The 18,195-nt window shown below is 60.0% G+C and carries 18 protein-coding genes; 5 read left to right on the forward strand and 13 right to left on the reverse strand.

Features of this window, described 5'->3' with window-relative positions; translation table 11 throughout:
• Window positions 1-10 precede the first annotated feature (10 nt).
• Window positions 11-1,885: an RNA helicase RhlE2 gene (gene rhlE2, locus ACA055_RS28100; protein ID WP_497681504.1), complete on the forward strand. Its 1,875-nt coding sequence runs from the start codon at window positions 11-13 to the stop codon at window positions 1,883-1,885.
• A gap of 247 nt (window positions 1,886-2,132) precedes the next feature.
• On the opposite strand, the gene ACA055_RS28105 is transcribed toward rhlE2, so the two are convergent.
• A complete protein-coding gene (locus tag ACA055_RS28105) occupies window positions 2,133-2,726 on the reverse strand; it encodes a YceI family protein (protein ID WP_497681505.1) in 594 nt (197 codons plus the stop codon).
• A 32-nt stretch (window positions 2,727-2,758) separates the two neighbouring features.
• Window positions 2,759-3,310, reverse strand: a complete 552-nt coding sequence (locus tag ACA055_RS28110) for a cytochrome b (RefSeq protein ID WP_497681506.1) — start codon at window positions 3,308-3,310, stop codon at window positions 2,759-2,761.
• A gap of 606 nt (window positions 3,311-3,916) precedes the next feature.
• On the opposite strand from ACA055_RS28110, the gene llpB reads away from it, so the two are divergent.
• Window positions 3,917-4,429: a lectin-like bacteriocin LlpB gene (llpB, locus tag ACA055_RS28115; protein ID WP_497681507.1), complete on the forward strand. Its 513-nt coding sequence runs from the start codon at window positions 3,917-3,919 to the stop codon at window positions 4,427-4,429.
• A 354-nt stretch (window positions 4,430-4,783) separates the two neighbouring features.
• Here llpB and ACA055_RS28120 read toward each other — a convergent pair whose 3' ends face one another.
• On the reverse strand, window positions 4,784-6,544 hold the full coding sequence (locus ACA055_RS28120; RefSeq protein ID WP_497681508.1) for an FAD-dependent oxidoreductase: 1,761 nt from the start codon (window positions 6,542-6,544) through the stop codon (window positions 4,784-4,786).
• Window positions 6,545-6,766: 222 nt separating this feature from the next.
• On the opposite strand from ACA055_RS28120, the gene ACA055_RS28125 reads away from it, so the two are divergent.
• Entirely contained in the window at window positions 6,767-8,173 is a 1,407-nt protein-coding gene (locus ACA055_RS28125; protein ID WP_497681509.1) for an adenosylmethionine--8-amino-7-oxononanoate transaminase, read from the forward strand.
• Between the two features lie 143 nt (window positions 8,174-8,316).
• Window positions 8,317-9,036 (forward strand): 16S rRNA (uracil(1498)-N(3))-methyltransferase, encoded by a 720-nt coding sequence (locus ACA055_RS28130; protein WP_497681510.1) that lies wholly within the window; start codon window positions 8,317-8,319, stop codon window positions 9,034-9,036.
• 96 nt (window positions 9,037-9,132) lie between these two features.
• Here the strand turns inward: ACA055_RS28130 and trhA are convergent, their stop codons facing one another.
• On the reverse strand, window positions 9,133-9,750 hold the full coding sequence (trhA, locus tag ACA055_RS28135; protein ID WP_497681511.1) for a PAQR family membrane homeostasis protein TrhA: 618 nt from the start codon (window positions 9,748-9,750) through the stop codon (window positions 9,133-9,135).
• A gap of 141 nt (window positions 9,751-9,891) precedes the next feature.
• Between trhA and ACA055_RS28140 the strand changes: the two genes are divergently transcribed.
• The gene (locus ACA055_RS28140) at window positions 9,892-10,806 is read left to right on the forward strand and encodes a LysR family transcriptional regulator (protein ID WP_497681512.1); all 915 of its coding nucleotides are present in this window, start codon (window positions 9,892-9,894) and stop codon (window positions 10,804-10,806) included.
• Between the two features lie 83 nt (window positions 10,807-10,889).
• Here the strand turns inward: ACA055_RS28140 and madM are convergent, their stop codons facing one another.
• The 9 genes from madM to mdcA form a co-directional block, all read right to left on the reverse strand.
• A complete protein-coding gene (gene madM, locus ACA055_RS28145) occupies window positions 10,890-11,654 on the reverse strand; it encodes a malonate transporter subunit MadM (protein ID WP_497681513.1) in 765 nt (254 codons plus the stop codon).
• 5 nt (window positions 11,655-11,659) lie between these two features.
• Window positions 11,660-12,052 (reverse strand): malonate transporter subunit MadL, encoded by a 393-nt coding sequence (madL, locus tag ACA055_RS28150; protein ID WP_497681514.1) that lies wholly within the window; start codon window positions 12,050-12,052, stop codon window positions 11,660-11,662.
• A 65-nt stretch (window positions 12,053-12,117) separates the two neighbouring features.
• Window positions 12,118-13,029 (reverse strand): malonate decarboxylase subunit epsilon, encoded by a 912-nt coding sequence (gene mdcH, locus ACA055_RS28155; RefSeq protein ID WP_497681515.1) that lies wholly within the window; start codon window positions 13,027-13,029, stop codon window positions 12,118-12,120.
• Window positions 13,026-13,646, reverse strand: coding sequence for a malonate decarboxylase holo-ACP synthase (locus ACA055_RS28160; RefSeq protein ID WP_497681516.1), 621 nt, complete (start codon window positions 13,644-13,646; stop codon window positions 13,026-13,028). Before ACA055_RS28160 ends, mdcH begins: the two co-directional genes overlap by 4 nt.
• A complete protein-coding gene (gene mdcE, locus ACA055_RS28165; RefSeq protein WP_497681517.1) occupies window positions 13,640-14,443 on the reverse strand; it encodes a biotin-independent malonate decarboxylase subunit gamma in 804 nt (267 codons plus the stop codon). Before mdcE ends, ACA055_RS28160 begins: the two co-directional genes overlap by 7 nt.
• On the reverse strand, window positions 14,440-15,294 hold the full coding sequence (locus ACA055_RS28170; RefSeq protein ID WP_497681518.1) for a biotin-independent malonate decarboxylase subunit beta: 855 nt from the start codon (window positions 15,292-15,294) through the stop codon (window positions 14,440-14,442). Before ACA055_RS28170 ends, mdcE begins: the two co-directional genes overlap by 4 nt.
• Window positions 15,287-15,586 (reverse strand): malonate decarboxylase subunit delta, encoded by a 300-nt coding sequence (locus ACA055_RS28175; RefSeq protein ID WP_497681519.1) that lies wholly within the window; start codon window positions 15,584-15,586, stop codon window positions 15,287-15,289. The genes ACA055_RS28170 and ACA055_RS28175 overlap by 8 nt, the downstream gene beginning before the upstream one ends.
• Window positions 15,586-16,461, reverse strand: coding sequence for a triphosphoribosyl-dephospho-CoA synthase (locus ACA055_RS28180; RefSeq protein ID WP_497681520.1), 876 nt, complete (start codon window positions 16,459-16,461; stop codon window positions 15,586-15,588). Before ACA055_RS28180 ends, ACA055_RS28175 begins: the two co-directional genes overlap by 1 nt.
• Window positions 16,461-18,131 carry a malonate decarboxylase subunit alpha gene (gene mdcA / locus ACA055_RS28185; RefSeq protein WP_497681521.1) on the reverse strand — a complete coding sequence of 557 codons (1,671 nt, stop codon included), beginning with the start codon at window positions 18,129-18,131 and terminating at the stop codon, window positions 16,461-16,463. Before mdcA ends, ACA055_RS28180 begins: the two co-directional genes overlap by 1 nt.
• Window positions 18,132-18,195: the final 64 nt, after the last annotated feature.

An 18,195-nucleotide genomic window follows, 5' to 3' on the forward strand; every position in this document is an offset into this window, starting at 1 on the left:
AGGATTACTCATGTCCTTTGCTTCCCTCGGTCTCTCCGAGGCTTTAGTCCGCGCCATCGAGGCAGCGGGCTATACCGAGCCTACTCCGGTGCAACAGCGGGCTATTCCCGCCGTGTTGCAAGGTCGCGACCTGATGGTCGCGGCACAGACAGGTACTGGTAAAACCGGCGGCTTCGCCCTTCCGATCCTGGAGCGGTTGTTTCCGGGCGGTCACCCGGACAAATCCCAGCGTCACGGCCCGCGCCAACCGCGCGTACTGGTCCTGACCCCTACTCGCGAGCTCGCGGCCCAGGTGCATGAAAGCTTCAAGGTTTATGCCCGTGACCTGAAATTCGTCAGCGCCTGCATCTTCGGCGGCGTCGGCATGAACCCACAGGTTCAGGCCATGTCCCGTGGTGTTGACGTGCTGGTGGCCTGCCCCGGCCGCCTGCTCGACCTCGCCGGCCAAGGCAGCGTCGATCTGTCCCACGTGGAAATCCTCGTGCTGGACGAAGCCGACCGCATGCTCGACATGGGCTTCGTCCATGACGTGAAAAAGGTCCTCGCCCGTCTGCCGAGCAAACGCCAGAACCTGCTGTTCTCGGCGACCTTCTCCAAAGACATCACCGACCTCGCCGGCAAGCTGCTGCACAACCCGGAACGCATCGAAGTCACGCCGCCGAACACCACGGTCGAGCGCATCGAACAGCGCGTATTCCGCCTGGCTTCCAGCCACAAGCGTTCGCTGCTGGCGCACCTGATCACTGCCGGCGCCTGGGAACAGGTGCTGGTGTTCACCCGCACCAAGCACGGCGCCAACCGCCTGGCCGAGTACCTGGACAAACACGGCCTGAGCGCCGTTGCCATCCATGGCAACAAGAGCCAGAACGCGCGGACCAAAGCCCTGGCCGACTTCAAGGCCGGTGAAGTGCGCATCCTGGTCGCTACCGACATCGCCGCTCGCGGCCTGGACATCGACCAGTTGCCACATGTGGTCAACTTCGAGCTGCCGAACGTCGACGAAGATTACGTTCACCGCATCGGTCGTACCGGCCGTGCCGGTCGCTCGGGCGAGGCGATCTCGCTGGTGGCTCCAGACGAAGAAAAACTGCTGAAAAGCATCGAGCGCATGACCAAGCAGAAAATCGCCGACGGCGACCTGATGGGCTTCGATTCGAGCGCGGTAGAAGCCGAGAAACCAGAAGTTCGCGAGCGTCCGGATGTGCGTAACCCGCGCAACCCACGTGGCCCGCGCGGCGACGGCCCGAACGGCACCGGTGGTGGCGGCGGTCGCAAGGACAAAGGCAAGGACAAGGGCGGCAAGGAAAAACCTGCAGCCACTGGCCGTGGTGATCGCCCGGCACGTGAACACAAGCCACGCGAAGGCACTCCGGCTCGCGAGCAGCAGCGTCCGGCGCCTCGCGCTGCCGCTGACCGTGCTCCGGACGAGTTCCTGGACGACGATATCGATAACTTCGGTAACCGCGTCGACTACGTTCCTCAAGCCAAACCTGCTCAGGGCCGTGGCCGCCGTCCGGGCGCTCCGGCACAAGGTACGGCTGCAGGCGCTGGTGCTCCACGCAGCGGCAAGCCGCAAGGTCGCCCGAGCGGTCCGCGCAGCAGCGATGGCGCCACCACCGGCACTCCGCCGGCCAAGCGCAGCGGTCCACGCAACGGTGCTCCACGTGACGGCCAGGCCCGTCGCGAAGAGTCGCGCAATCGCCGCCCGGCCCGCAGTGACGACCAGCCGCGTTCGGAACCCGCCGTGCAAAACCCGCGCGGCCCGGCACCGAAGATCATCCACAAGGAGTCGAAAACCGATCGTTTCCCGACACCTGAGCAACTGGATCAACTGCCAGGCCGTCCGCGCGGCGAAAAACCAGCGTTGCTGACTCGCAATCGCTGATTTAGCGCTGCCATAAAAAATGCCCCGGATCTCGCGATCTGGGGCATTTTTTTTGCGCTGGAAAACCTGTGGGAGCGGGCTTGCTCGCGAAGGCGAATTTTCATTTAACATTCATGTCGACTCACACACCGCATTCGCGAGCAAGCCCGCTCCCACACTGGATCTCATTGCCAGTGTCGATTGCGTCAGGCAATAAAAAACGCCCCCAATCGCAAGATCGGGGGCGTTTTTGTTCAGGCGGCGAAAGTTACTTCGCTTTAACACCTTCAAACGAAACGTACAGCTCGACCGCATCAGACTGTGGGCCCAGGTCTTTCTGCTTACCGAAGTCGGAGCGCTTGATGCTGGTGGTGCCTTCAAAGCCGGCACGGTAGCCGCCCCATGGATCCTTGCCTTCGCCCAGGAATGTAGCTTTGACCACGACTGGCTTGGTCACGCCCAGCAGTGTCAGGTCGCCAGTCACATCAGCAGTATCCTTACCCGCGGCGTTTTTGCCGGTGGATTTGACGCTGGTGGAAACAAACGTGGCTTTGCCGAATTTGCTCGCATTCAGGAAATCACCGCTGGCGATGTGCTTGTCGCGTTCGGCGTGGTTGGTGAACACGCTGGCGGTGTTCACATTGAACTCGATCTTGCTGGCTTCAGGCTTGGCGGCATCGAAACTGAACTTACCGTCAATGTCCTTGAAGGTGCCGGTGATGAAGCTGTAACCCAGGTGGCTGATCTTGAAGTCAACGAAGGCGTGCTGGCCTTCCTTGTCGACGACGTAGTCAGCTGCCATCACGTTAGCGGACAACAGAGCAGAACCGATTGCCAGAGCGGCGAGCGTCTTTTTCAACATGCTTTCTATTCCTTGGGAGTCGAGGTTGAACATCAGGCTTTGCGCCCCAGCATTCGCGTCAGGGTCGCATCACGATCGATAAAGTGGTGCTTCAATGCTGCCAACGCATGGAGACCGGAAAAAATTACCAGCGCCCACGCCAGGTAGAAATGAATCACACCCGCGGTATCTGCCTGGTCCGGTAGTCCGGAAACCAGCGCAGGCACTTCAAACAAGCCAAACACCGGAATCCCGACACCGTCTGCGGTGGAAATCAGGTAACCGGTAATCATCACAGCGAACAAAGCGAGGTACAGAAACGAATGGCCGAATTTGGCGCCGAGGCGCGTCATGCGGCTATAGCTTTGCAAGGTCGGAGGCGGCGGGCTGAAGTAGCGCCACAGCACCCGCAGCAGCATGACGGCGAACAGCACCAGGCCAATGCTCTTGTGCAGGTCCGGCGCGTCTTTGCGCCAGACGCTGTAGTAGTCGAGCCCGACCATCCACAAGCCCAGCGCAAACAAACCGAAGACCGCCAGCGCCACGCCCCAGTGCATGAAGATGCTGACCCAACCATAGCGGGAAGAAGAGTTACGAAGCTGCATTGCCCAAATCCTGTGAGAACTGCGACCAAGACTATCGAGTTATCTATCGAGTTAAAGCGGAAAATTTCGCTTTGAAATATCGAGAAATACGATCAAGGAGTCTGAAAGCGGTGAGTTAAGGAAAGATTAAAGGCGAAAGTGAGGCGGGATGTTAGGGGCTGCCAGGGAAATGTGGGTGTCTACCAAGCCGCCTTCGCGAGCAAGCCCGCTCCCACAGGGGATCTGCTGTGTGACATGAATTGTGTTCACCCCACAGATCGAATGTGGGAGCGGGCTTGCTCGCGAAAGCGGCTGATCAGGCAAAAATAGCGCGATCCTTGAGCCGCGTTTCTGCTCACTCCACAGCCTTACTGCGTCTTGGCCTCGGCAGGTTTGGCCGCCGGCTTCTTCGCCGGTTCAGTTTTTTCGCCGGGGCCATGGTCGCTGCCTTCTTGGCAGGCTCGGATTTCACCGATCCAGAGCACTTAATGGCTGCAGCTTGCTTTTGTGTTTCACGCTAACCTGCGATGAATGTTTTTAAAGAAAAGTAATACATATGTATGGCCATTTCTGTATTTGAACTTGATTCAATGAGGGCTCGACAACTCATTGATTAAGGTAAAAAACATGGCCGCTGCTACTACTCCATTTCAATCAAGCGGTTCACCGGTATTACCTCCCAATCAAACGATGTCGCCGGGGCAGCACCTCATGTCCGCGAACGGGCGATTTCGATTGGTATTGCAAGCTGACGGAAACCTGGTTATTAAGGAGGGTGAAGCTGTAGTCTGGATTGCAGATGGTAATCAGATATATAGCCGAACCTTGTATCGGAAAAGAATGCGTGAGCCTTTGCAGTTTGTGATCAGCAATAGTGGCTTTCTTTATGATCCATCCAAAAGGCGGTTATGGATTGCTGAGAGCACTCACAGCACTGATAAATCGCTTTGGTACAACACATGTATGGTTATTCAAGATGACGGGAATTTGGTCATTTACGATCAGCGTACGGGAAATCTGTGCTGGGCTCGCTTTGGCTTCGTCCCTGGTCGTATTCCAAAGGCAAAGGAAAGGTTCACCAGAGTACTAGAAGATGGAACGGAGATTAAGACATGGAAGTTTTCGCTCGGCCCTCTCTAATAGTTCCTGGCAACTTAGTTGCTCATTAATTTTTGAAGACTGGAGGTGGATTCAGGCATTCATAATAGTACGGATCAATCTGACATTTATAAGCCAGTCGGTTGCCATACCCTTTAGGAAAGAACTCACCACTTACACAACCAGAAAGTACGATTACTACCATTACTGCTACTAGCGCCTTCATATACCCTCCAAATTTCTTGAAGAGCATAGGTTTGTAGTTCACGCACTATCAATCATTTGTTTCTGATTATCTTGTGAGAAATATCTGACCCACCGCTAAATCCTGTAGGACGGCAATCGGATGAGCAAAAAAAGCGCGACCCTCGGGCCGCGCTTTTTTACGCCTGAACGTTACTGAACCTTGGTCTCAGTAGTCGCAGCCGGTTTGGCCACTGGCTTCTTCGCCAGTTCAGCTTTTTTCGCCGGGGCTTTTACCGGGGCCTTTTTAGCCTCGGTTTTGGCAGCAGGCTTTTTCACCGGCGCTTTTACCGGGGCTTTTTTCGCTGGCTCGGCTTTTACCGGTGCTGCAGGCTTGGGCGCCTCGACCGGGGCTGGCGCCGGGGTCGGAGCCACTGGAGCCGGTGCAGGAGCAACCGGAGCCACGGGTTCAGGCTTCTTGGCCGGTTCCGGTTTGTCGTCAGATCCACCGAACAGGTTGGTGAAGAAGTTGCCTTTCTTCGCCGCCACCGCGCCGGCGGCAACAGCCGCCGCCGCGGGAACAACTTTCGCCGGTTCAAACGACTTGCCCGCCGCCAGGTCTTCCACCTGACTGGCTGCACGCTGGCCGGTGCGCAATGCGCCTTCCAGGGTGCCTGGGTACAAGGTGTCGGTGTGTTCGCCAGCGAAGGCTACACGCTGCAGAGGGCGTTCCCACAAGCGCCAGTACTTGCTGATCTGGCCCGGGCCGAAGGCCAGGTAAGCGCCGCCCATCGACGGGTCGGTGCTGTAGCGGCGGATTTCATAACCGGTGAACGAGCCGCGCGCCTGTGGATAAAACGCGTGCAGACGGATCAACACCTGATCGGCCATCTGCTTGTCGCCGAAGGCCTGCATCACGCGCGCGTTGTCGCCGGACAGGTTGATCACCACGTTGGCGCCACCCTTCAGAGCCGGTTCAACCCACAACATGCCCAGACCCGTGTTGCTGTAGATCTCGCCGGACATGCGCGCCTTGCTTTCCCACACCGGCGTCTTGAACTTCAGCATGATCTGGTCGCGCCAGCCGTAGTTGGTACCCTTGATCGCGCCCAGGTGCTGGGCGTCCAGCGCCGGGGTCATCTGGATCTTGTTCAGTGCGCGCAACGGCACGGCTACCACGACGTAGTCAGCCTGATAGCCGACGCTGCCGACCTTGACGGTCACGCCGTCCTTGTCCTGGATAATGGCCGAGACCGGGGAGCTGGTCTTGATGGTTTTCAGTTGTTTGACAAAGGCCTGAGCCAATACCGGGCTACCGCCGAGCAGACGCGAAGCGCGCAGGTCGCGGTCGGAAACGCCACGGTAAACCCGGCTCTGTTGCGCGTAGTACAACAACGACAGGCGCGAAGGTTCGTCGTAACGGGAACGAATCTGCTGATTCACCAATTGACGGGCCGTGGGTGGCAACGACAGGCGATCGAGCCAGTTGGACACGTTGATCTGGTCCAGGGCGTGCAGCGTGCTGTTGGCCGACGGGTTCTGCGGGTCTTCGATCGAGCGCGCCAGATCATCCAGGGTCGTTTCGTAGCGCTTGAGCGCGTCGCTGGTGGCCGGTTGCTTGGTGGCCAGATCGGCCGCGGTGAAATACTCGCCGTCGATCAGGTAGCTTGGGGTCCGCACGAATTCAGGGGCCGGCGTGGTGCTCAGCTTGAAAGTCGAGACGTACTTGTTCAAAACCGGTTGGGTCTTGTCGTTGCCGATCCACTCGCTGGTGGCCATGCCGGAGCGTCCGCCCAGGCTCGGTTTGGCTTCCAGCAGGGTGACCTGCCAACCTTTGTTCTGCAGCTCGTAAGCCGCCGTGAGGCCTGACAACCCACCGCCAATCACGATCGCGGTTTTATCCTTGGCCAGCGCAGACACGCTGAACAGCCCCAACATCACCAGCGCACAGGCGCGCAGCCAACCAGCAGACATTCAGAGAACTCCGGAAATACACAAGGAAATAGCGGTTTTACGAGTCAGACGACTCAAAGAACCGCGAAGGATACGTCAGGCTTCAGACGCCCGCCAGCAACGTCTCTCGCCCTATACAAAGTAGTTCAAACGACACAATAGGTTGTCCCCAAGCGACGCATTGCATAGGCTTGCGCGATTGTTTGCCCGCGAAACAAGCGAGCCGCCTCGAGGAGACTGAACATGGGCCTGAATAATCAGTGGATGCAACGCGATCTCGCGGTGTTATGGCACCCCTGCACCCAGATGAAAGACCACGAACAGCTGCCGCTGATCCCGATCAAGCGCGGTGAAGGCGTGTGGCTGGAAGACTTCGAAGGCAAACGCTACCTCGACGCGGTCAGCTCCTGGTGGGTCAACGTATTCGGCCACGCCAACCCGCGCATCAATCAGCGGATCAAGGATCAGGTCGATCAGCTGGAGCACGTGATCCTCGCCGGTTTCAGTCATCAGCCGGTGATCGAGTTGTCCGAGCGGCTGGTGAAGATGACCCCGGAAGGCCTGACCCGATGCTTCTACGCCGATAACGGTTCGTCGTGCATCGAAGTCGCGCTGAAAATGAGCTTCCACTACTGGCTCAACCGTGGCCAGCCGAATAAGAAGCGCTTTGTCACCCTGACCAACAGCTACCACGGCGAGACCATGGCGGCGATGTCGGTGGGCGATGTGCCGCTGTTCACTGAAACCTACAAAGCCCTGTTGCTGGACACCATCAAGGTGCCGAGCCCCGACTGCTACCAGCGCCCCGACGGCATGAGCTGGGAAGAACACTCGCGCAACATGTTCGCCGCGATGGAACAGACCCTGGCCGAGAACCACGACACCGTGGCTGCGGTGATCGTCGAGCCGCTGATCCAGGGCGCCGGCGGCATGCGCATGTACCACCCGGTGTACCTCAAGCTGCTGCGCGAAGCTTGCGACCGTTACGGCGTACACCTGATCCACGACGAAATCGCCGTCGGTTTCGGCCGCACCGGGACGATGTTCGCCTGTGAACAGGCCGGCATCCGCCCGGATTTTCTATGCTTGTCGAAGGCCCTGACCGGCGGGTATCTGCCGCTGGCGGCCTGCGTGACCACCGAAGACGTCTACAGCGCCTTCTACGATGACTACCCGACCCTGCGCGCCTTCCTGCATTCCCACAGCTACACGGGCAATCCCCTGGCCTGTGCGGCGGCATTGGCGACGCTGGATATCTTCGAAGAAGACAACGTCATCGAGAACAACAAGGCACTGGCGCAGCGCATGGCCACATCCACCGCGCACCTGGCCGATCACCCGAACGTTTCGGAGGTGCGCCAGACCGGCATGGTGCTGGCCATCGAGATGGTCAAGGACAAGGCCACCAAGGAAGCCTATCCGTGGCAGGAACGTCGTGGCTTGAAAGTGTTCCAGCACGCTTTGGAGCGCGGTGCTTTACTTCGACCGTTGGGCAGCGTGGTGTATTTCCTGCCGCCGTACGTGATCACCCCGGAGCAGATCGATTTCCTGGCCGAGGTGGCCAGTGAAGGCATCGACATCGCGACTCGCGATAGCGTCAGTGTTTCGGTGCCGAAGGACTTTCATCCGGGCTTTCGTGATCCGGGCTGATTGATTTCACTTAAGCTTTCGTTGCGTCAGCGCTGACGCCTTCGCGAGCAGGCTCGCTCCCACAGTAGACCGAGTTCCCTGTGGGAGCGAGCCTGCTCGCGAAGGCGTCGCCATGACCTACACATGAATTACAGAGACCCAGCATGAGACTGTCCCGCTTCTTTATCGACGCCCCCTTGAGCACCGGCGAACACGAGTTGCCCGAAGCCCAAGCCCATTACATCGGCCGTGTGCTGCGCATGGCCGAGGGTGATGCGGTGCAACTGTTCGACGGCTCGGGCCATGAGTTTCGCGGCACGTTGGTGGAGGTCGGCAAGAAACGCGTGGTGGTGCAGATCGATGAGAGCTTCATCGGCCAGGTCGAGTCGCCGCTGCAGATCCATCTCGGCCAGGGCCTGTCCCGTGGCGAGCGGATGGACTGGGCCATTCAGAAAGCCACCGAGCTGGGCGTCACCGAAATCACCCCGATTTTTACCGACCGCTGCGAAGTCCGCTTGAAGGATGAGCGCGCCGACAAACGCCTGATGCACTGGCGTCAGGTGGCGATCAGCGCTTGCGAGCAGTGCGGGCGTTCACGGGTGCCGGTGATTCATCCGCCGCTGCTGTTGGCAGATTGGTTGAAACACACCGAGGCTGATTTGAAGCTGGTACTGCATCCGGTGGCCGAGCCGTTGGTGAGTCATGCCAAGCCTGGGACTTTGGCGTTCTTGATCGGGCCGGAGGGTGGGTTGTCGGATGCTGAGGTTGAGCAGGCTCAGTCTGCCGGGTTTCATTCCGCCCGCCTTGGCCCTCGGGTGTTGCGTACAGAGACTGCGCCGGTTGTTGCGTTGGCGGTTGCCCAGCAGTTGTGGGGTGACTTCTAGGGCCTCTTCGCGGGCAAGCCCGCTCCCACATTTGATCTGTGTCGTTCACAAATCCAGTGTGGGAGCGGGCTTGCTCGCGAATGGCCGCACCTCGGTCTAAAGGACATAAAACATAATCGCCACAAAGTGCAGCAAACTCCCGGCAATCACGAACAAATGCCAGATGCCGTGGGCATGACGCATGCGTTGATCAAGCGCAAAAAAGACAATCCCGAAGGTGTACAGCACCCCGCCCGACGCCAGCCAGGCAAACCCGGTACTGCCTAGTGCAGCCAACAACGGTTTGACCGCCACCAGCACGATCCAGCCCATCACCGCGTAAATCACGATCGACAGGATCCGTGCTTCCGAACGTGGCTTGATCTCTTGCAGGATGCCAACCAACGCCAGCCCCCAGACAATCCCGAACAACGTCCAACCCCACGGCCCGCGCAGAGTCACGAGACAGAACGGCGTGTAGCTGCCGGCGATCAACAGATAGATCGAAAAGTGATCGACCTTCTGCATGATCGCTTTTTTACGACCGCGCACGCTGTGGTAAACGGTCGACGCGCTGTAGAGCACCATCAAGGTAAATCCGTAAATCGCCACGCTGACGATCTTCCACGGGCTGCCGTCCATGCTGGCGATCACCAGCATCCACACCACCCCGACAGTCGCCGCCACCGCCCCGACCAAATGCGTCCAGGCGTTCAATCGTTCCCCGTGATACATGTGTTGCTCACCTCAAAATCCGATACAACGTCGCGCAAGGCTCAGGCCTTGAGACTAAAAGCGCAATGTTTCAGAACACAATCGCCCCTGCAAAAGCTTGCATGCGTGCACAATCGAGCCATTCAAATAAGAGTCCGCACCATGCTGATCGATGAAGAGTTGACCCTGAAAAAACTCGAGGTGTTCCTGGCCTTCATGCGCACCGGCAATCTGGCCCGGGCGGCTGCCGAGTTGCAGACCAGCAACGTCAGCGTGCACCGTGCGATCCACTCTCTGGAAAGCGCCCTGCGCTGCCCGCTGTTCAAACACGAAGGCCGCAACCTGACGCCATTGGAAAGCGCTTATGTGCTGGAAGAACGGGCGCAGAAACTGGTTCAGGACGTTGTCGAAACCGTGCGCCTGACCCGCGAAGCCGCCGGGTTCTCTGCTGAACGCTTCAAGCTCGGCTCGCTGTATTCGCTGACGGTGAAGACCGTGCCGCAGCTGATCATGGGCCTGAAAATCCGCCGCAGCGAACTCAATATCGACCTGATCCTCGGCTCGAATTTCGACCTGTTGTACAAGCTCAAGAACATGGAAGTCGATGCGATTCTGGTGTCGCTGGACGACAGCGTGAACGACCCGGATCTGGAGCACATTCCACTGTTTTCCGATGACATCTTCCTGGCCACGCCGGCCGATTCGAAGTTTGCCCAACGGACCGAAGTCGACCTTGCAGAGGTCCGCGACGAGACGTTCATTACCCTGACCCAAGGCTTCGCCACGCACCAGGACGGCAACCGGGTGTTCAGGCAAGCGGGGTTCGAGCCGAAGGTGGCGATGCAGGTCAACGACATCTTCACCTTGCTGAGCATGGTCAGCTCGGGAGTGGGTTATGCGCTGCTGCCGGGGAGGATTGCGGCGGTGTATGAGAACCGGGTGAAGCTGATTCCATTGCAGGAAAAGTATCGGTTGCAGCAGCACATTGGCGTGGTGTTCCTGAAGGCCAAGGAGCGCGATCCGAATCTGTTGGCGTTACTGGCGGAGTGCCGGATGTATGCCAACCGCCAGGCTTGATACCGCAGCGCCCTTCGCGAGCAAACCTCGCGCTTATAGGGATTACGCAACCCCTGCAGGCGCGAGGCTTACCCTCGAAGATATCAGCCCATTAATCCGCGCATGATCAGAAACAGCAACGAAGGCCCGAGTAAACAGCCTAATGCCGTGTAGAACGCGGCGGTCAGGCAACCATAAGGCACCAGTTTCGGATCCGTGGCCGCCAACCCGCCCGCCACACCGCTGGATGTCCCCATCAAGCCCCCGAAGATCACTGCACTGCGTGGGTTGTTCAGACCAATCATTGGCGCCACGAACGGCGTCATGACCATCACCAGAATGGCTTTGATCAACCCTGCCGCAATCGACAGCGCCATGACCTCGGAACTGGCACCGATGGCAGCCCCGGTTACCGGACCGACGATATACGTCACGGCCCCGGCACCAATGGTGGTCAGGCTTACCGCATCGGTGTATCCGAAGGCCATGGCCACGGCGACACCGGCAATGAACGACGTCCCGACGCCGACGAACAACGCCAGTACTCCGACAAAACCGGCACGTTTTAGCTCATCGACACTGACGCCAAACGCCGTGGCCACAATGGCGAAATCCCGCAACATGGCACCGCCCAGCAGACCGATCCCGGACAGCAACGGGATGTCCACCACGCCTTTCTGGCCACCGGTCAACGCACCACCGACATACGACAACAACAGGCCGAGCAAAATGGCGATGGCCGAGCCGTGCAAGCGGCCTTTGGTGAACGTATTGGAGATCCAGTAGGACACCCACATGGTCACGCCGACAATCGCAAAGCCACTGATCAGGCTGTAACCGGTAATCACCTTCATCATCGATTCGTACATGGCGATCACCCTACAGTCTTAGGAGGAATGACCGAGGACGGTTCTTTGTTACCGATACGAACCAGGACCGGCACCAAGGCAAAAGCGATGGTGACTGCAGCCACTCCCGCCAGAATCGCCATTGGCCCGCCCTTGAGCGCGCCATAAACATTCTGCTGTGCCGCCATGGCAACGACAATCGGAATGTAAATTGCGCTCCAGAACTCTACGCCCTGTTCGGTTTTACCTTTGAACCAGCCGCTTTTGTTGAGGTAACTGCCGAGCCCGATCAACAGCAGCATCGCAATACCGACACCGCCGACGTTGGCCGGTATGCCTATTAGCTTGCCGAGCAGCTCGCCGATAAAAATCCCCGTCAGGGTACAAAAGGCGAGAAACGCCACACCGTAAATAATCATTGTTGTTATCCTCAAAGTGCATCGTCGAATGTTGTTTTTGTTGTTCGAACGCCTGAGTCGGTGATCTAGAGTTGGCGGCTTCCCTCCTCACGCAACAGCGCCTGCAGGGTATCGAGTCGCGCTCCGTCGAAGGCAATGACGGTGCCCTGCTCGAACACCCGGCGCGCCAGCCCGGTCAGCACCGCACCGGGCGGCAGTTCGATCTGTAGACGTACGCCGCGCTCATAGGCGCTTTGCACGGTGCCGCGCCAATCGACGACGCGGCACATGTTGAACGCCAGGTCATCGCGCAACGCTTCGATGTGGGTAACGGGCCGGGCGCGACTGCCGCTCAGGTAACCCAAGGTCGGCGTTTGCAGTTGCACTTTGGCAAACGCTTCGGCCAGGGTTTTGGCGGGCGTTTCCAGCAGCGGGCAGTGGGACGGCACGCTGACGGCCAGTCGTTTGGCCAGACCGGCACCATGACTTTTCGCCAACTCGGCAACCGCCTTCATCGCACCATCGCTACCGGCGATGACCACCTGGTTATCGGCGTTGATGTTGGCCAGGTAAACCGGCGTGTCGGCGCTGTGAACCTGCGCCAGCAACCCTTCCACCGTTGCCAAATCGAGGCCGATTATCGCCGTCATCCCGTAGCCTTGTGGATAAGCCTGCTGCATCAATTCTCCGCGCAGGCTGACCAGATACAGCGCATCGCTGAAACTCAAGGCACCGGCCACCACCGCCGCTGGGTAGGCGCCGATGGACAGTCCGGCGACGTAATCCGCCGCCGACAACAACTGCCGTGAAGCGGCAACGCCGGCAATCAACAGGCACAGTTGAACCGCCCTCGTCGACTTCAGCGCCTCGGCAGAATCCAGAAGCAAAGCGTCTTCCCCGAGGACTTCACTTGCCTCGTTCACCGTTTCCCGAGGCAAACGATGGAGCATGCCCGGCTGCTGCGCGCCCTGACCGGGGAATACCAGCAGGCTGCTCATGCTGCTTGCTCCCGGGGGTTCCAGGGATCGATCACCAGGCAGGCTTTGCTCGCACTTTTCAGCAAAACCCGAGGTGCAGAACTGGCCCATTCGCGCAAAGCGACTGCACCGAATGGAGTCTGCAACTGCATGTCCACCTGGCAGAGAGCTGCATCGAGAAGCTTCACCATTTTATGCGCCTGAGCACGGTCCAACGGTTGCGGTGTACGCAGAATCAGATCGAGATCGCTGCGCTCGTGCAACGCCGTAAAACCGCTGGCCAACTCGAAACCGGCACTGCCGCTGACACCCCAAATCCAACCGCAGGCGTCGAGCATGGGCCGCAGTTGCACCAGGGCCTGAAGTGCCGGCAAGTCGCGAATCGTCTCGACATGGCAGAGTTCTTCCGGCCGCACGCAACGCGATATCCCAGCGAACGCCATCGACGTCGCATAACGCTGCTCACGCAAACGTCCACGCACGCCCACTGCGATCTGATCCGGCGCCGTCAACGCACGCCGAACCACCACCGGCTGACCTGCGCTGATCGACTCCACCACCCACGAAGGCGCGTCCGCAGGTAGCTGCTCCGGGGTCATCCCCCAGAGCAGGTCGTGGGCCAGAAACGCGTTCACCACTGCTCTCTCAGCAGTTGGCGAACCTTGCTCGATGCTGCGCGATTGGTGGCGCCCAAGCGGCTGCTCAGGTCACGGCCCTTCGCGGCGACATCGCTCATCGCGAGACTCAGGCATTCAGTCACCCGTGTCAGATCAGCCACTGTCGGTTGCTCGATTTGTTCCACCGACAAGGTTTCCCAAAGCAAACCAAGACTGGCATAGCTGTCGATGTCATAGGCCATTGGCGGCACGCTTGCAGCCAGGGCTTCGAGTTCTTCGACACTGCGCAAGGTCACCCGCGCCGCCGACGCCTTGCCCATCGCATGAACCATCACGCCCGGATCGCGCAGGGCGATCAGCCGATTGGCTTGATACCCATGAGCGAGAAACGCCCCGGACATCGCTTTGCCCACCAGCAAACCGATCACTGCGTGGCCGGCCAGGCGGGCGCGGGCATAACTGTCTGCGGCACCGGCCAAGGCCTGATGAATGCCGAGGGCTTCTTCGCGCCGACCGTAAGCCTGGCTGGGTACATCAACGATGGCGATCAACGCGCGTTTGTGCGGCTTGTCGTTATCCGCCGCAATGACTTCATCCACCGCCTTGGCCAAGCCCCAACCTTCCAGCAAACCAACCTCGCCATTACGAGCGCGGACAAAACGATTGTCGGGATCAGCCACCACCGCGATAAACCGAACAGGCTGGCCACCCAACGCACCGTCGGCAACCTTCAACGAAGCCGGCAAGCCATCGACCGGTTTGGCGTCGGCACTCAAGGCGTTGAACCAGTTCAAACCTCTCAGGGAATACGTGCTCATGAGCGCTCTCCTTGATACAGATCGCGAACCGTCGACGCCTCGATTTGCGGCTCGGTGTCCAGGCGGGCCAGCCGTTGCAGGAACAGTTCGGCTTGTCGGCTACGTTGTTGTGCGGGCAAACCCTGTTTGAGCAGTTCACTGACCTGCTGCTGAATCTGCGCCACATCGTCGGCGACGTAGCGATCCACCAAACCACTGGCAAAGCGTTGCTCGCCACCGGTCAGGCTCCAGATGAATGGGCGGTCGCGGGAGTCGTACTCTTCAAGCCCGGCTTCCTGTTCGATCACTTGCGGACCGTTCAGGCCAAGCCGCGCTTCCTGAGTTACCAGCAAATAGCTGCACAACCCCGCGGCAATCGACATGCCGCCAAAGCAACCGACGCTGCCAGCCACCACGCCGACCACTGGCTGGTATTGGCGCAGATCGACAATCGCCGCATGGATATCGGCGATCGCCGCCAGCCCGAGGTTGGCTTCCTGCAAACGCACGCCACCGGTTTCCAGCAGCAACACTGCGCGAGTGGGAACCCCTTTGCGGTTGTCTTCAGCGGCCAGTTCCAGCGCGCCGGCAATTTTCGCCCCGCCGACTTCGCCGAGGCTACCGCCCTGAAATGCGCCTTCGATGGCGGCGATCATCACTGGCAAACCGCCGATGCTGCCCTTGGCGATCACCACGCCGTCATCGGCCTGCGGCACCACGCCCTGGCGCGACAGCCATGGCGACATGACGCGCTGAAAGGGGTCGAGCAGTTCGCGGAAGGTGCCGGCATCGAGCAAGGCTTTCGCCCGTTGCCGGGCGCCGAGTTCGACGAAGCTGCGTCTTTGTAGGGATGGCTGGAGGAGATCAGTCATGGCCGATCTCCTCGAAGCCCTGTTCCAGACGCAAACGCACCACGCCGGGGGTCGCGCCGAAATCATGAATATCGATGGCCATGGCCGGCGGTGTCTGACCGTCGAACATCCGCGCAAACAGATGCTGCCAGCGTTGTTCGGCGCCGTTGACCGAGGTCTGCACCGTGATCGTCAGCTTGCCGGCCTGACCCGGTTCGATCAGCACTTCCAGATCGCCCGAGCCGACACAGCCCACCAGCGTCCGGCCCCGTGGCGGCTGCCCGGCGGGGAATTCAAAGGATAAGGTTTCCATCAGAAAGCTCCCTGGATGAGGCCGTCGCCTGACTCGATACGGTCGATGAACAGGCAGGCTGCGAGCAAGTCCGCAGCGCCGCCGGGTGAGGCATTCAATGCGATTAATTGTTGGTCCAGCTCATGCAAGCGGCGGCGACCGGCCAGGCTGGCACTGCCGCCCGCATCGAGCACGGCTTGGGCGCCGAGTTGCATGGTGTGCAGGCCTTCTTCACCGGCGCGGTAGAGCACGCAGGTGTCGGACAGATTCGTCATGATCGCCAGCAAGGCATCGAGCCGGGCGTTCTGCTCGCCATGGCCGGCGGCGCGGCTGCTTTTGAGCTGCGGCAGCGCGCGTTGAATCACGGCCGGGAAACCCAGTTGCGCTTCTTCACGGGCACCGCGTGCGCCGTAGCGCTGGGCGACTTGCGCGCCGTGACTGAACGGGCGCGGCGCGTATCGATCATCAAGCAGCGCCAGCCGTGCAGCGCGCAACGTGATGGAACTGGCGGCGGTGGATTCAGGTTCCAGCGCAACAGCAGCGACCAACAAACCCAAGGCCCAGATCGCGCCGCGATGAGTGTTCACGCCATTGGTGGTGACGAGCATTGCCTGCTCGCCTTCACGACCCATTTGCCCAACGGCTTCACGAAGCGGCAAAGCGATTTCGCCGAACTCGATGGCCGCCTCCGCCATTGCCTTGAACGCCGGCCACAGGGACAACGCCGAAGCGTGCATCAGCCCGAGGTGCAAGTCGGTATGCGCGCCATTGCCGCGACGGTCGACCAGTGCCGGTTTTGGTGACAGGTCCGCCTCGTCGATCAGCGCGTCCACCGCCAGGTCCGCCAGCCGTTCGGCCAGGGTTAATGTTTTCGGTTGCAGGTTGAATGCGTGCATTACCAGCTCCTGAACTTGGCAGGCGGGTTGTAGAGGCCACCGGACCACTCCACCAGATCGGCCACGCTTTTAGCCGCGAGCAATTCGCGGGTGGCGTCGGTGCGACGGATGCCGAGGTCTTCGGGCAAGGCGATCAGGCCTTCGCGGCGCATGCGCGCGGTGTCTTTCGGGTTATGACGCAGCCCGATGACAGTGACCCCGGCGACGGCGGCGATCATTGCCTGGCGCTCTTCCAGCGAACGCGCTTTGTATAAATAGGCGATGCCTTCTTCGGTGAGCAAATGAGTGACGTCGTCGCCGTAGATCATGATCGGCGCCAGCGGCATGCCGCTTTTCTTCGCCACTTCCACCGCATCGAGGGTTTCGACGAAGGTCGGTTTACCGCCCTCCTGGAAGGTCTCGACCATTTGCACCACGAGTTTTTTGCCGCGTTCGAGCAATGCTTCGGGCGCATCGCCGTGACGCATGTCGAGCCAGGCCGGCGTGCCGTGGCGGCGACCGCGCGGGTCGTGGCCCATGTTCGGCGCACCACCGAAACCGGCCAGGCGTCCACGAGTCACGGTGGAGGAATGGCCGTCGCCATCGACTTGCAGCGTGGCGCCGATGAACAGGTCCACCGCGTACTGGCCGGCCAGTTGGCAGAACATCCGGTTGGAGCGCAGGGAGCCGTCGCGCCCGGTGAAGAACACGTCGGGCCGCGCGGCGATGTAGTTTTCCATCCCCAGTTCCGTGCCGAAGCAATGCACGCTTTCGACCCAGCCGCTTTCGATGGCCGGGATGAGCGTCGGGTGCGGATTGAGCGTCCAGTTGCGGCAGATCTTGCCCTTGAGGCCGAGGGATTCGCCGTAGGTTGGCAGGATCAATTCGATGGCTGCGGTGTTGAAACCGATGCCGTGGTTCAAGGACTGGACGTTGTGTTTTTCGTAGATCCCGCGGATCGCCATCATCGCCATCAACACGTGCACGGGCTTGATGTGCCGTGGGTCGCGGGTGAACAGCGGTTCGATGTAGAACGGCTTGTCGGCCACCACCACGAAATCGACCCAGGATGCCGGAATGTCGACGCGAGGCAGCTCGCTGACATCGTCCACCAATTGGTTGACCTGGACGATGACGATGCCGTCGCTGAAGGCCGCCGGTTCGATCAATGCCGGCGTGTCTTCGGTGCTCGGGCCGGTGTAGATGTTGCCGGCGCGGTCGGCCATGAAACCGGCCGAGAGCACGACATTGGGAATCAGGTCGACCACCAGGCGTGCATAGAGCTCGATGTAAGTGTGGATCGCGCCGATTTCCAGCAGGCCGTCTTCCAGCAACTGGCTAATGCGCAGGCTCTGGGTGCCGGCGAAGGAAAAGTCGAGCTTGCGGGCGATGCCGCGTTCGAACAGGTCCAGATGCTCGGAGCGACCGACGCTGGGCATGATCATGTGCAGATCATGCAGTTTCGCCGGATCGGCCTTGGCCAGGGAGCGGGAAAGAAAATCCGCCTGCTTCTGGTTATTGCCCTCCAGCACCACACGGTCGCCGGGCAGGATCAACGCCTCCAGCGCCGCTACGATCTTGTCGGTGGGCAACACCACACCGTCGGCGAAACTCGCTACCTGCGCCAGACGCCGCTGCTTCTCGCTGCGCCGCCGCGTCCATCGCGAGTCGGGGGATATTGTTGTTGTCATGACCACTCCACGGGTTCGCTGTCGTGGGGTCACCTTAGGAGCGTTCGGGACTGGGCATCAATCA

The sequence above is a fragment of the Pseudomonas sp. LBUM1657 genome, from assembly GCF_059716075.1.